At 70.2% G+C, this 13,212-nt stretch carries 11 protein-coding genes and 2 pseudogenes; 5 read left to right on the forward strand and 8 right to left on the reverse strand.

Features of this window, described 5'->3' with window-relative positions:
* Window positions 1–624: 624 nt before the first annotated feature.
* Window positions 625–1,581 (reverse strand): GlxA family transcriptional regulator, encoded by a 957-nt coding sequence (locus ACZ303_RS23535; protein WP_467342041.1) that lies wholly within the window; start codon window positions 1,579–1,581, stop codon window positions 625–627.
* A gap of 82 nt (window positions 1,582–1,663) precedes the next feature.
* Between ACZ303_RS23535 and ACZ303_RS23540 the strand changes: the two genes are divergently transcribed.
* Window positions 1,664–2,257, forward strand: coding sequence for an MBL fold metallo-hydrolase (locus ACZ303_RS23540; protein ID WP_467342043.1), 594 nt, complete (start codon window positions 1,664–1,666; stop codon window positions 2,255–2,257).
* A 93-nt stretch (window positions 2,258–2,350) separates the two neighbouring features.
* Here ACZ303_RS23540 and ACZ303_RS23545 read toward each other — a convergent pair whose 3' ends face one another.
* Window positions 2,351–2,851, reverse strand: coding sequence for a hypothetical protein (locus ACZ303_RS23545; RefSeq protein WP_467342045.1), 501 nt, complete (start codon window positions 2,849–2,851; stop codon window positions 2,351–2,353).
* 69 nt (window positions 2,852–2,920) lie between these two features.
* Window positions 2,921–3,730, reverse strand: coding sequence for a hypothetical protein (locus ACZ303_RS23550; protein ID WP_467342047.1), 810 nt, complete (start codon window positions 3,728–3,730; stop codon window positions 2,921–2,923).
* 209 nt (window positions 3,731–3,939) lie between these two features.
* Between ACZ303_RS23550 and ACZ303_RS23555 the strand changes: the two genes are divergently transcribed.
* A complete protein-coding gene (locus tag ACZ303_RS23555; RefSeq protein WP_467342049.1) occupies window positions 3,940–5,142 on the forward strand; it encodes a serine hydrolase domain-containing protein in 1,203 nt (400 codons plus the stop codon).
* A gap of 38 nt (window positions 5,143–5,180) precedes the next feature.
* On the opposite strand, the gene ACZ303_RS23560 is transcribed toward ACZ303_RS23555, so the two are convergent.
* Complete coding sequence (locus tag ACZ303_RS23560) at window positions 5,181–5,498, reverse strand: hypothetical protein (RefSeq protein ID WP_467342051.1); 318 nt, start codon at window positions 5,496–5,498, stop codon at window positions 5,181–5,183.
* Between the two features lie 159 nt (window positions 5,499–5,657).
* Window positions 5,658–6,359 (reverse strand): annotated as a pseudogene (locus ACZ303_RS23565) (oxidoreductase); the annotation flags it as partial.
* 5 nt (window positions 6,360–6,364) lie between these two features.
* Between ACZ303_RS23565 and ACZ303_RS23570 the strand changes: the two are divergent.
* Window positions 6,365–6,718, forward strand: a pseudogene (locus ACZ303_RS23570) (MerR family transcriptional regulator); the annotation flags it as partial.
* A gap of 62 nt (window positions 6,719–6,780) precedes the next feature.
* Here the strand turns inward: ACZ303_RS23570 and ACZ303_RS23575 are convergent.
* Entirely contained in the window at window positions 6,781–7,419 is a 639-nt protein-coding gene (locus tag ACZ303_RS23575) for a flavodoxin family protein (protein ID WP_467342053.1), read from the reverse strand.
* A gap of 906 nt (window positions 7,420–8,325) precedes the next feature.
* Window positions 8,326–9,075: a nucleotidyltransferase domain-containing protein gene (locus ACZ303_RS23580; protein ID WP_467342055.1), complete on the reverse strand. Its 750-nt coding sequence runs from the start codon at window positions 9,073–9,075 to the stop codon at window positions 8,326–8,328.
* A 223-nt stretch (window positions 9,076–9,298) separates the two neighbouring features.
* On the opposite strand from ACZ303_RS23580, the gene ACZ303_RS23585 reads away from it, so the two are divergent.
* Entirely contained in the window at window positions 9,299–9,655 is a 357-nt protein-coding gene (locus ACZ303_RS23585; RefSeq protein ID WP_467342057.1) for a VOC family protein, read from the forward strand.
* Window positions 9,656–9,770: 115 nt separating this feature from the next.
* A complete protein-coding gene (locus ACZ303_RS23590) occupies window positions 9,771–12,161 on the forward strand; it encodes an ATP-binding cassette domain-containing protein (RefSeq protein ID WP_467342059.1) in 2,391 nt (796 codons plus the stop codon).
* A 134-nt stretch (window positions 12,162–12,295) separates the two neighbouring features.
* Here the strand turns inward: ACZ303_RS23590 and ACZ303_RS23595 are convergent, their stop codons facing one another.
* A complete protein-coding gene (locus ACZ303_RS23595; protein ID WP_467342061.1) occupies window positions 12,296–13,153 on the reverse strand; it encodes a geranyl diphosphate 2-C-methyltransferase in 858 nt (285 codons plus the stop codon).
* Window positions 13,154–13,212 lie beyond the last annotated feature (59 nt).

The raw sequence follows: 13,212 nt of genomic DNA on the forward strand, positions 1-13,212 counted from the left end.
TCGCACCTACCCAGGCACCAGGAATTTTCCATTTGAAACCCCCGGCAGCCACCCCGTATGGGCGATAGCCTGCCTGGTCGACTGACTGACCCAGGCGCCCCCGTGAGGTCCTCGTACCCCTCGGCGCCTCGCATTGGACGCCCGTGACCAGCACATATCACTTCAGATGTGCCGTGCGGCGCGGACTACGGGGGTGGTAGAGGCCACTGTCCGGCGGCGATCCCGGCGCTTCAGGGGGCGGTGGTCCACGCCGTACCCCAACCCCCACCCGTTCAGGGGTAAAAGACGATTACCGGATAGGCCAGTCGTTGGGCGGGGCCGCCACGGTCTTCCCGTCCGGGCAGGGGATTTTCACGTCGGCAGCGCAGGAATATGCCTGCGGCAGAACAAAAAGCGAGCCCCGGGGCACCGCCCCGGGACTCGCTGCCGCACGCCCGGCCCTGGCGCAGGCCGACGCGTGAATCGCCGTTGCTATCGCGTCTTGGGCCCACCGCGTTCAAGGCCCATTGACGCCACCGCGCATGGGCCCGGCAGTCAGGCCGGGGCGACGTGCTTGTGCTGCTGCACCGCCGCCAGGAACCCGTGGTCGTCGAACGTGTCGACTCACCCGGTCCGCCCTGTCCGTTACGGAGTGTTGGTGAAGGAGCGGCGGTACGAGCGGGGTGGCACTCCCCGGCGGCGCACGAACTGTTCGCGCAGGACGGCCGCGCTTCCGTATCCGACGCGGCGGGCGATCTCCTCGACCGGCAGGTCCGTGGTCTCCAGGAGTTCCTCGGCGCTGCTCAGTCGAAGGCCGCGGAGCCAGGCGTGCGGGGTGGTGCCGGTGGCGGCGGCGAAGCGGCGGGCGAAGGAGCGTTTGCTCATCACGGCGCGCCGGGCCAGCTCCGCGACGGGAAGCGGTTCGTGGAGGTGCTCTCGGGCCCAGCCGAGCACCTCGGCGAGACGCTCGTCCTGACAGTCCTCGGGGACGGGGGCTGCCAGGTATTGCGCCTGCCCGCCGTCGCGGTGGGCGGGCAGCACCATGTCCCGGGCGACGGCGTTGGCCATCGCGGCTCCGTACTCCCGCCTCAGCAGGTGCAGGCACAGATCGGAGCCCGCGGCGGCCCCCGCGCCCGTGATGATCCGTCCTTCGTCGATGTAGAGGGCGTCGGGTTCGACGGTGACGGCCGGGTGGCGGCGGGCCAGCAGTTCGGCGAACCGCCAGTGAGTGGTGGCGCGTCGGCCGTCGAGCAGCCCGGCGGCGGCGAGCGCGAACGTGCCCACGCAGTGGGCGGCGACCAGCGAACCTCGTTCGTGTGCGGCCGACAGCGCGTCGAGCACGGAGGGACCGGGCGGGGTGCGGAAACCGGCCCATGGCAGGGCGATCACCAGATCCGCGGCGGCCAGCCGGTCCAGGCCGTGCGTGATGGTGAGCGGCACGCCGAGGTCGGTGGCTACCGGCCCGGGCCGGTCGGTGCACAGGGTGAAGTCGAAGCCGGGCAGCCCCTCCCCGTGCGGACCGAACACCTCGGTGACGATGCCGACGGCGAGCATGCCGACTCCGGGCGGGGCATAGGCGGCGACGGTCGCGAAAGAAGGCATGGGCGCAGTGTGGCACGTATCCTGCGATCAGTGGCAGTCGTGCCACTCGTGAGCGGCTGGCCGGCCCTGAAGGATGGGGGTCATGACAGACGCACCGCTCGGCCGCAGCGCCGTGTACACGATCCTGACCACCGGTTACGTCGGCTCCACCGGTCCCGGCGTCGCCGCCACCGTCTCGTACGTCTCCGACGCCGGCCGGCATGTGATCTTCGACCCGGGCATGGTGGCGAGCCGCGACGACATCCTCGGCCCGCTCGCGGAGTTGGGTCTCGGGCCCGACGACATCACCGACGTGGTCCTCAGCCACCACCACCCGGACAACACCATGAACGTGGGCCTGTTCGGCCGGGCTCGGGTCCACGACCACAAGGTGGAGTACGTGGGCGACCAGTGGACGAACCGGGACGCGGAGGGCTACGAACTCACCCCGTCACTACGGCTGATCCGCACCCCGGGACACAGCCCCGAGGACATCACCCTGCTGGCCGGCACGGACTCGGGCGTGGTGGCGTTCGCCGGCGACCTGTGGTGGCACTCGGACGGACCGGCGGACGACCCCGTGGCCCCGGACCGCGAGGTACTGCGCGCCTCCCGGCTTCGCGTGCTGGCCGCCGCCGACCTGATCGTGCCCGGCCACGGCGGCCCGTTCAAGGCCGACGACAGCACTCCGCGCTAGCTGTCCTGTCCTCCTGTCCACGGCCGACATAGGAGGGATTGCACGGTCCCCGAAGCGGTCGGTCGGCTCGGCGAGTGACCGACACTCTGCTTCCTACGCTGTCCGCCAGCGCGGCGCCTCGTCGTCGGGGACGTCCGGGGAGGCGAAGTGGAAGGGCACCGCGAGGTGGTCGGCCAGGGCCCGGCCCGCCTCGGCGGCGACGGCGGCCGGTGGGGGGCCGCCCGGGCGGTGGTAGACGAACGCCAGGTGGCCTTCCCCGGCCGGGCCGTCCAGGACGGCGACCACCTGCACGAACCAGTCGTGGACGGTGTCGCCGTCCCAGAGAGCCTCGACCGCGACCACCCGGCCCGGGAGAGCCGCGGCGCGGGAGGAGAGCGAGGGGAGGTCGAGCGGATCGGGCGGAGTGTGCCGCACGCGGTCCGCGAGGGCCTCGTAGCGCGCGTGGACCACCTGCTCCGCCTCGTACAGGCCCAACTCCAGCGGGCGCAGGGCCTCCCACACCACCTTGGTCGCCATCATCCGGCGGTCGCGCAGCACGTTCGCGTCGACCTCCTGGCGGGTCCGCTCCTCCAGGTAGGCCCACAAGCGGCTCACCGGGCCGCCGGGTGGGGGGCCTTGGCGGGCGTCGTGGGTGTCATGGCCGAACTGTACGTCAGCCGTATGTCAGTACGCGCCGATGGACCAGAAGACGCCCACCTCGTCGTCGCTCACCACGATCAGGCCCAGGTCCTCGAAGAGGTCGAGGCCGCCGAGGTAGGCGGAGGTGAGGAAGGAATGGGAGCGGGTGCCCTGCAGGCCCGCCGTGAGGAAGTCCGGGGCCGGGTCGCCGGCGGCGGCCGTCGCGTTGGTCCAGTAGCGCGCGGTGGGGCCGTACCGGTCGAGGAGGGTTCGGGCGTCCGCCAGGACGGCGTCGCGGTCCGGGCGGGAGCGTACGGGGGCGGGTTCCGCCTGCCACTCCTCGGCCATGATGGCGAGCGCGGCGAGGGCCGCTTGTGCTTCCAGGGGGTAGAGGTGGTCGGGGAACCGCGACGCGGCCGGCGGGTCGAAGGGGTACGCGGACAACCCGTAGCGGGTGGTTTTGGTGTGGTCGCCGTCCAGCCGGACCCAGCCGCGGGGATCGTCGACGGAACGGTGCAGCACGGCGAGGACGTCGTACGCCCAGTCCTGGTGCCGGCGGGGGCCGGTGGCCGCGAAGGTGTAGGGGTCGCCGAGCAGCCGCAGTGCCGCCGCGTTCCAGGCGCAGCGGCGGCTGCGGAACTCCTCCAGGAGGCTGCCGACTCGGCGGAGGAAGTCGTCCTTCGGTTCGAGGGGGATGCTCCGGAGCCGGTCGAGGGCCCAGTGGACGAGCTCGCCCGCCCCGTCCGTGACGAGGCCCGCGGGACCCTCGGGGAGCGGGGGCCTCGTTCCGTACCAGAGGGCTTCCAGGTGGGCGTCGAGCAGGTCGAGGGCGGACCGGTCGGCAGGCAGGAGCATTCCACCACTCTAGGCCCGGCCCATTCCAGGCCATCCCTTGCCGGTGTGATCGGTGTGACCGGTTTGGCCGGTGCGACCGGCAGGACGCTCGCTGGTCGGTCGACCCAGGGAGTAAGGGTCACCCCCCAACGCGTCTCGGGGGCGGCTCAGGGGCAGGTGGGGGTGCGACCCGGATGGCGGTGCGGGGGCGGCGGGAAAGCATGGTCGACATGACTTCCTCATCCTCGTTCCTCTCCCGCCGGGCTCTCCTCGGAACCGCCCTGGCCGGCTCGCTGCTCATGACCGTGGGGCTGCCGGCGAGCGGCGCCATGGCCGCCACGAGCGCGGGCAGCACCCCCTCCGCCCCGGCGGTTCCGCCGCTCGACCCCCAGGCTTTGCGGGCGGCCATCTCCAACCTCCACGATCCGCAGCTGACGGCGGCACAGGTACGGGTCAGCGGCTCGGCCGGCCAGTGGTACGGCACCTCGGGCGTCGCGGACATCCGGACCGGGCGGCCCGTACGGGCGGACGACAAGTTCCGGATCGGCAGCATCACCAAGGTCTTCGTCGCCACCGTGGTGCTCCAGCTGGCCGCGGAGCACAAGCTGGACATGGACGCGCCGATCCAGCGCTCCCTGCCCGGTGTGCTGCCGGCCGAGTTCCCGCCGATCACGGCCACCCAGCTGCTCAACCACACCAGCGGCCTGCCCGCCGAGAGCGGCCCGGACGTTCCGGACATCAAGACGCCGGAGGACATCCTGCGGCACCGCTACGATCGCTGGACGCCGGAGCAGTTGGTGGCCACGGTGAGCCACGGTCCGATGAAGTTCCAGCCGGGCACCAAGCAGGAGTACCGGGGCATCAACTATGTGCTGGCCGCGATGCTCATCGAGAAGGTGACCGGACGCCCGTATGGCGAGGAGATCGGCAAGCGCGTCCTGCGCCCCCTGCGCCTCGACCGCACGTCCGTCCCCGGCAACGACCCGAAGCTCCACGGCCCGCACGTGCACGGCTATCTCGCCATGTCGGACGGCGCTTTGAGGGATGTCACGGAGTACGGGCAGTCCGAGGCCTGGGGCGAGGGAGAGATGATCTCCACGACCGGGGACCTGGACCGCTTCATGTCCGCGCTCTTCTCCGGCAAGCTGCTGCCCAAGGCTCAGCTGGAGAAGATGTTCACGCTGCCCTCGGCGGATGTGCGGATGGTCGACGGCGGCCCGGCCCGCTATGGCGTGGGCCTGCAGACGGTCACCGTGAACGGCGTGACGCTGTGGGGCAAGACCGGTGAGCGGTACGGCTACAACTCCGCGATGGTCGCCACGCGCGACCAGCAGCGGCGCGTCGTGTACTCGTTCAATCCGACCCACCGGGACGGCAGCCAGTTGAGGATGACGCTGCGGATCGCGGACGCGGTCACGAAGCGGAAGGGCTGAACGGCGGCTTCGGCGGCCGGCTCACCGACGCCGGCGACTCAGTGCGCGCCGAAGCGGACGCTGGAGAAAGGCGTGCTGCGGGGTGCCTGTTGTCCGGGGGCGAGGCGGAGTGCCTTTTTCTTGCACTGTTTGTCGGCGAAGATCGTGGCCGGGGTGCCGGTTCCGTTGCGGGCGCCGTGTGCTTCCTGGCTCATCGTGAAGCATCGGCCGTCGGGCAGGTTCTCGACAAAGAACGGCCTGCCCTTGGGGCCCAGCCAGCTGAACGGGCCTTTCGCGGCGTATGCCGCGCCCGCGTGGGCGGTCAGGGTCAGGGTGAGGCCGAGGAGAACAACGACGACCCGGCGGATAAGACGCATCGTGCGTCCCTTTCTTTGAACAGCGCGCGATTGGCCCAAAATGCCTTCTTACGCTCAACGACGCTTCGCCCCCGCACGGCACGCACCGGCACCCATGACGCCAACGGTCCGCCGAAGCCGAACTTACGTATCGACCGGGCGGCCCGAGGCTTGAGGTGGTCATGATCCGACGAGCTCGAGCGTCTCCGCCCGGTGCTGGGCGGCGGCCAGCACGGGATAGTCGGTGTAGCCGGTCTCCCCTCCCACGTACATCATGTGCTGGTCGCGTACCTGGTTGAGCGGTGCGCCGATGCGCAGCCGTTCGACCAGGTCAGGGTTGGCCAGGAACGCGCGGCCCAAGGAGATCAGGTCGGCTCCCGCGTCCAGCAGCCGCTCGCCCGCCCGCTTGCCGCCGTCGGCGGGCAGGGGCTCTCCCCAGCCCAGCACCGGGTTGGCGATCAGCGTGCCCGGCCAGGACTTCCGGATGTCCTGGAAGAGGGGCTGGTCCGGGTCGGCGAACACGAGGTGCAGGTAGGCCAGGCCGGCGTCCGCCAGTGCCTCGATGAGCGCCGGGTAGATGCTCTCGGTGTCGCCCTCGTCGATGCCGTTGACGGTGACTCCCGGGGAGATGCGCAGGCCCACCCGCTCGGAGCCGATGGCCTCGGCGACCGCCCGTACCACCTCGACGGCGAACCGGATGCGGCCGGCGACCGAGCCGCCGTAGGCGTCGGTGCGGTGGTTGGTGTTCGCTGCCATGAACTGGTGCAGGAGGTGGCCGTTGGCGGCATGCACCTCCACCCCGGAGAAGCCGGCGTCAATGGCGTTGCGGGCGGCGGCGGCGAAATCGGCCACGGTGGAACGGATGTCCTCGACGGTCATCTCCCACTCAGGGGCTGCTGCGGGCCGAGCCCACCCCGGGTGGTCAACGGCATTACGGCGAGTGGGCGGTCGACCGGGTCATCCGCGTCCAGGCGCTCTACGCCGCGGGGCTCAACAGCAAGAAGATCGCGCAGCTGCTTCCCTGTATGCGGGATGCGGATGGCGGCCCCTCCGAGATCGCCACCGCGCGGCTGGTCACCGAGCTGACCACGGAACGGGACCGCATCGATCGAATGATCACCGACCTGATCCGCTCCCGCGACGTCCTGGACGAAGCCATCACCACGGCCTCGATCGACATGGACACCCCCGCCGTCCTTCACGCCGGCACCGCCGGCACCGTCGCGGCCGAGCGCGGATAACGGCCCGGCCGACCGAGGTCACGCGCGGGACCGGGCGGACGCCGGAGGCGTTTCGCGGGACGTCACAGGCCGACGTCGAAAAGGCTCTTCGCGGCGACGAGGGAGGCCGTGTCCGCGTGCATGTCGCCCGGGCGGTTGCCGTACCCGACCAGGTCGCCGCCCCATTCCATACCCATGTACTCCGCGGAGAGGCGGAGCGTACCGAGCAGCGGGTCGGCCTTCGCGGAGTCCTGGTGGCTGGTCGTGGTGACCGCCCACATGGTCTTGCCGCGCATCCGGGCCCTGAACCGCAGCTCTTCGCGCAGCTGCAGCCACCCTCCCCAGTAGTCGAGGTAGAGCTTGGTGTCGGCCGACACGCTGTACCAGTAGAGCGGCGAGGCGATCACGAGGTCGGTGGCCTCGAGCGTGGCCTCCAGCAGGATCCGCTCGTTGCCGGTGGGGAGAGGGCGAGTGGGGTTGCCCGTGTGAGGGTCCGTGGCGTGTCGCAGGTCGTCGAAGGCGGGCAGCGGGAGGTCACGCAGCCGCAGCCACCGCTGCTCCACGGTGGAGGGGAGCTGGGCGGCGGCCTCGCGGGCGAGCGTCTCGGTGTTGCCGCCGATGCGGGCGCTGCCGAGCAGGAAGAGGAACTTCCGCTGGATGGTGGGCACTTCGTGGTCGCCTACGTGTCTGTCGTCGTGTTCGCGGCCGGCCGTGTAGTTCATGATCGGATACAACCGCGATCACATGGCGCGCATTCCGGCGGCGGTGCGGAGGGCATTCGTGGGGGGCCACACGTTTCGCGGTGTACGCCCTGGTGGGGGTTGGAGACTTCGCCGTGTTGACCCTCGGGTGGTTCAGGAAGCGACCGGCGAATCCGGCGTTCTCGGGTCCCTCCGACCGGTCACCACTCATACAGATGAGGGGGCTCGCCGACGTTCATCCTCCAAATGCGACGCATTCGGGTGCTTCGACGGATACATTCCCTTCGTGCCGCATCAGCACTGACCTTGGGTCAGCTCGTCACGATCGGGGCCTCAGCCAGGGGTCTCGGGCGGGGCCGGTAGCGCTGCCGTGTCCGAGGGCCCTTCTGGGGCCTCACCGTTCGGCGAGTCTCCGGCCCGAGGAAAGGCGCACAAAATGGTGCAGCACAGGAAGCCGAGAACGCCGGTCGACTGGGACCGGGTACGGAGTGTGGCCAGTGCGGTGACACCGTGGGTGGAATTGCTGGCGGCCATGACCGCTCTGTCCCTGGCGATGATCGGTAGAGGCTGACCGGCGGGGCGTACTGCCAATACGCCCCGTGCGGCCAACACCTCGGCTCGCCCGTCGCGGGGTCCGGATCCCCGCGGCGGGCTCTCCATATCCAGAGCAAACACGTCCGCCCCGGACTCGGCGGCGGGTCTCCCCTCCACCGAGGTCGGCTACCCCGACGGCGCACCACCCTAACGTACTGTCCAGCGCGTTGCCCGGCTCTGTGACGATGGGTCTCCCGCGCCTGGGCTCCGCCCCTCGCTGTGGCTACTGTCGCCGATGCGGGGCTCGCATGTCGGAGACCAACGTTCCGTGACTCGAAGGCCGCGGGGTGGGGGCGAGGGCGTTCCCCTCCGCACCACCCCGCGGCCCACCTCTCAAACAGCGACCTCGAATAGCCTCTCGACCTCGGCGATCGCCCGGGTCAGGGCCTCGGGCTCCGGCCGCAGCCCGGCCACGACCGCGTCGACGCCTCGCAGGCCGGCCCGCCGCAGGAGCCGCTTCTCGTTGGTGACCCATTCACCGCGCGCCGCCAACACCGCATGCGCCGTCTGCATGGCGGCGGTGGCCACCGCACCCGCGAACTCGGTGACCTGGCCACGCCGGACGTACGACCCCTTGGCGTACTGGAGGGTCATGGCCGCCCGGTCACGCCACATCTTCGGGGCCGCCTCGCGCAGTGCCTGTGGGTACTCGGGGCGCGGCAGGGTGCCGCGCAGCACCCGATTGACGGCGAGTTCGGCGACCACCAGAGAGCTGGGGATGCCCGCGAGGTGGAACATCAGCGGCTCCCAGTGGAAGCGGCCCCGCCGGGCCTCGGCGAGTTCGTGTTCCACGATGTCGAGGTCGCGGTAGTGGACATCGACGTGCCGGCCTTCGATCGTGAACCAGGCTCCGCCGTTGAAGACGCCGCCGCCCCAGCCGCCGATTTCGGATACCTCGCCGTCCCAGCCGACGGCGCGCAGGTCGGCGGGGTCGAATCCACCCCGGTAGTACACGGCCAAGTCCCAGTCGCTGTCGGGAGTGTGGGTGCCCTGGGTACGCGAGCCGCCGAGGGCGACCGCATGGACGGCGGGCAGGGATGCGAGCCGGTCGGCGACATGGTCGAGGAAGGTGTCGTCGGTCATAAGAGGTCCGATCGTGCGAAGTGGATGACGGGCGATGCGGGCACACCGGAGGAACGCCGGAGCAGAGGCTCGGACGGTCTCAGGGGGATGCGCCGGGGCGTGTCATCACTTCATGACACAGACCTTAGTGGAGCTCGACCAAGGTGGGGCTGTCGATTTCCGGGCCTCCCGTTCGTCATTGAGCCAGACTGTCCCGACCGGACCCACGACCTCAGGAGTCACCATGACCGGCTCTTCCACCCAGGGAATCAAGACCGTGCTGCACCCCGTTTCCGACCTGGCGACGGCCAAGGAGGTGTACGCCGCCCTGCTCGGCGTACCGCCGCAGACCGACGAGTCCTACTACGTCGGCTTCGAGGCCGGGGGTCAGCACATCGGGCTGGTGCCGGGCGGTGGATCGCCGGGCATGACCTCACCGGTGGCCTACTGGCATGTGCCGGACCTCGAGGCGAAGCTGGCCGAGGTGACGGCCGCGGGTGCCACCGTGAAGGAGCCCGCGCACGATGTCGGTGGCGGACGCCTGGTGGCCACGGTCACCGATCCCGACGGCAACGTCCTCGGGCTGCTTCAGGATCGATGAGCGCGCTCAGAGGCAGCACGAGGAGAAGCGAAAGGGGAGCGGACAACTGTTCGAGGGTGGTTGGATCGAGCCGGCCGACGGAGACCGGCGGCCCCGCGTCACAGAGGGAGACATGATGAGTAGGGTCACGAGAACGGACACACAGTCGCCCGCGCCGCATGTTGCCGACAGCCACGATGTGATCCGCGTGCACGGCGCGCGCGTGAACAACCTCAAGGACGTCAGCATCGAGATCCCGAAGCGTCGGCTGACGGTGTTCACCGGCGTCTCCGGCTCGGGCAAGAGCTCACTGGTGTTCGGCACGATCGCCGCGGAGTCGCAGCGGCTGATCAACGAGACCTACAGCGCCTTCCTGCAGGGCTTCATGCCGACACTGGCGCGGCCCGAGGTCGACGTACTCGAAGGGCTGACGACCGCGATCATCGTCGACCAGCAGCGGCTGGGTACCGACCCCCGCTCCACGGTCGGCACCGCCACCGACGCCAACGCGATGCTGCGCATCCTCTTCAGCCGGCTCGGAAAGCCCTACATCGGCCCGCCCACCGCCTTCGCGTTCAACGTCCCGAAGCGGACGGCGAGCGGCTCCATGACCGTCGACAAGGGCAAGGGCGAGCGGATCACGGTGCGCAAGGCCGTCTACCACGGCGGCATGTGCGCGCGCTGCGAAGGCCGGGGCACGGTCTCCGACATCGACCTCACCCAGCTCTACGACGACTCCAAGTCGCTCAACGAGGGTGCGCTCACGATCCCCGGCTACAGCATGGACGGCTGGTACGGCCGCATCTTCAGCGGCTGCGGCTTCTTCGACCCGGACAAGCCGATCCGCGAGTTCACCGAGAAGGAGCTGCACGACCTCCTCCACAAGGAGCCGACCAAGATCAAGGTCGACGGAATCAACCTGACGTACGAGGGTGTGATCCCGAAGATCCAGAAGTCGATGCTGTCCAAGGACATCGACGCGCTCCAGCCGCACATCCGCGCGTTCGTGGAGCGGGCGATGACGTTCACCGCCTGCCCCGACTGCGGTGGCACCCGGCTCGCCGAAGAAGCCCGGTCGTCGAAGATCGAGGGGATCAACATCGCCGAGGCGTGCGCGATGGAGATCAGGGACCTCGCCGAATGGATCCGCGGCCTCGACGAGCCGTCGGTCGCGCCGCTGCTCGGCAAGCTCCTGCACACCCTCGACTCGTTCGTCGAGATCGGGCTCGGCTACCTGTCGCTGGAGCGGCCCGCGGGCACGCTGTCGGGCGGCGAAGCGCAGCGCGTCAAGATGATCCGCCACCTCGGCTCCCCGCTCACCGACACCACCTACGTCTTCGACGAGCCCACCATCGGTCTGCACCCCCACGACATCCAGCGGATGAACGAGCTGCTGCTCCGGCTGCGGGACAAGGGCAACACCGTGCTCGTCGTCGAGCACAAGCCGGAGACGATCGCGATCGCCGACCACGTCGTCGACCTCGGCCCCGGCGCCGGCACGGGGGGCGGCACCATCTGCTTCGAGGGCACCTTCGAAGGGCTACGGGCCGGTGGCACCCTCACCGGCCGCCACCTCGACGACCGGGCCGCCCTCAAGGAGAAGGTGCGGACGCCCACCGGCCGGCTGCCAGTCCGCGGCGCCACTCGCCACAACCTCCAGGACGTCGACGTCGACGTCCCGCTCGGCGTCCTCTGTGTCGTCACCGGCGTCGCCGGCTCCGGAAAGAGCTCGCTGATCCACGGCTCCGTCCCCTCCTCCGAGGGCGTCGTGTCGGTCGACCAGGCACCCATCCGCGGCTCCCGGCGCAGCAACCCGGCCACGTACACCGGGCTGCTCGACCCGATCCGCAAGGCGTTCGCGAAGGCCAACGGCGTGAAGCCGGCGCTGTTCAGCTCCAATTCCGAGGGCGCCTGCCCCACCTGCAACGGCGTCGGCGTCATCTACACCGACCTGGGGATCATGGCCGGCGCCGAAACCGTCTGCGAGGACTGCCAGGGGAAGCGGTTCGACGCGTCGGTGCTGGAATACCGCCTCGGCGGCCGCGACATCAGCCAGGTGCTCGCGATGTCGGTGACCGAGGCCGAGGAGTTCTTCGCCGACGGCGAGGCGCGCATCCCGGCCGCGCACAAGATCCTGTCCCGGCTCACCGACGTCGGACTCGGCTACCTCACCATCGGCCAGCCGCTCACCACGCTGTCCGGCGGCGAGCGGCAGCGGCTCAAGCTGGCCACCCACATGGCCGACAAGGGTGGCGTCTACGTCCTCGACGAGCCGACCACCGGCCTGCACCTCGCCGATGTCGAGCAGCTGCTCGGCCTGCTCGACCGGCTCGTCGACTCCGGCAAGTCGGTCATCGTCATCGAGCACCATCAGGCGGTCATGGCGCACGCCGACTGGATCATCGACCTCGGCCCCGGCGCCGGCCACGACGGCGGCCGGATCGTCTTCGAGGGCACACCGGCCGACCTCGTCGCCACCCGCTCCACCCTCACCGGCGAACACCTCGCGGCCTACGTCGGCACCTGATCGAGGCCCTGGCGGAGGCAGCCTGCCGCCGGATCTTTTCCGGTCGCCGACGGGGAACCGGAGGGCTGCCGTGTTCACCCGCGCCACCGCCGGTGCGCTGAGCAGCCCTCCGCGCGTACGAACGGGGCCGGTGGTCAGATGCGGTCGGCGGCGATGAGGAGGTAGTGGAAGCTGCCCTCGCGGTACGCGGTCAGGAACGGGTCCTCGACGCCGGTGGCGAGGGAGGACTTCGCGCGCAGCTCCCAGTACGGGATCGTGGCGGCCGTCAGGTCGACGACGTTGATGGGCACGAGGCCGTTGGCGGCCATGGCCTTGAAGTAGGCGCTGCGCGGGTGGATGTTGCAGGTGTAGTGCTCGTCGATGCGGCTGACGGCCTTGGAGCGGCCGCCCGTGACGTCGTTGTAGCAGCCGGTGATGGTGACGTAGCGGCCGCCGTACGCCAGCTGGCGGGCGTGCTCGGAGAAGAGTTCGAACAGGTCCACGTACATGGTGGACTCGTTGTTCCAGATGCCCTGGAAGGCGCCGGTGGGGAGGCCCGTGTCCAGCATGTTGGCGAAGTGGTAGCGGACCTTGTCCTCCACGCCTCGCTTGCGGGCCTGGCCGTTGGCGAAGTCGACCTGGGACTGCGAGATGGAGATGCCGTCGACCTGGCAGCCGAAGCGCGCGTTGGCCATGATGCTGGTGCCGCCGCGGCCGCAGCCGGCGTCCAGCAGGCGCTGCTCGGGGGCTACGGGGCCCAGGTGGTCGAGGAGGACGTCGGCCTGGGCCGACTCCAGCCGGTGCAGTTCCTCGATGATCCGCTCGTCCCGGGTCTCCTGGGGGCCCTCCAGGACGGAGGGGTCGTAGTCGCCGATCCCGTAGTGGTGGTGGTAGAGGCCGTCGACGTCTCCCAGGCGCAGGTTGACCGGGTCCCTCTCGTTGTTCCAGTACTCCGCGACGGACTTCTGGTAGGCGGTGCGCAGGACGCCGGCGGGGGCGGGCGTGGTCGTCATGGGGTGCTCCTTACGGCATGCGTGCAGGGGGACGTTGTGTGGTGACAGGAGAGAGGGCG

This window comes from Streptomyces sp. NPDC023527, assembly GCF_055560115.1.

Bases quoted from the DNA above. Each gene is read 5' to 3' on its own strand.
- ACZ303_RS23550 (WP_467342047.1), bottom strand. From the start codon at position 3,730: ATGCTCCTGCCTGCCGACCGGTCCGCCCTCGACCTGCTCGACGCCCAC.
- ACZ303_RS23575 (WP_467342053.1), bottom strand. From the start codon at position 7,419: ATGAACTACACGGCCGGCCGCGAACACGACGACAGACACGTAGGCGAC.
- ACZ303_RS23585 (WP_467342057.1), top strand. From the start codon at position 9,299: ATGACCGGCTCTTCCACCCAGGGAATCAAGACCGTGCTGCACCCCGTT.
- ACZ303_RS23535 (WP_467342041.1), bottom strand. From the start codon at position 1,581: ATGCCTTCTTTCGCGACCGTCGCCGCCTATGCCCCGCCCGGAGTCGGC.
- ACZ303_RS23590 (WP_467342059.1), top strand. From the start codon at position 9,771: ATGAGTAGGGTCACGAGAACGGACACACAGTCGCCCGCGCCGCATGTT.
- ACZ303_RS23540 (WP_467342043.1), top strand. From the start codon at position 1,664: ATGACAGACGCACCGCTCGGCCGCAGCGCCGTGTACACGATCCTGACC.
- ACZ303_RS23595 (WP_467342061.1), bottom strand. From the start codon at position 13,153: ATGACGACCACGCCCGCCCCCGCCGGCGTCCTGCGCACCGCCTACCAG.
- ACZ303_RS23560 (WP_467342051.1), bottom strand. From the start codon at position 5,498: ATGCGTCTTATCCGCCGGGTCGTCGTTGTTCTCCTCGGCCTCACCCTG.
- ACZ303_RS23580 (WP_467342055.1), bottom strand. From the start codon at position 9,075: ATGACCGACGACACCTTCCTCGACCATGTCGCCGACCGGCTCGCATCC.
- ACZ303_RS23555 (WP_467342049.1), top strand. From the start codon at position 3,940: ATGACTTCCTCATCCTCGTTCCTCTCCCGCCGGGCTCTCCTCGGAACC.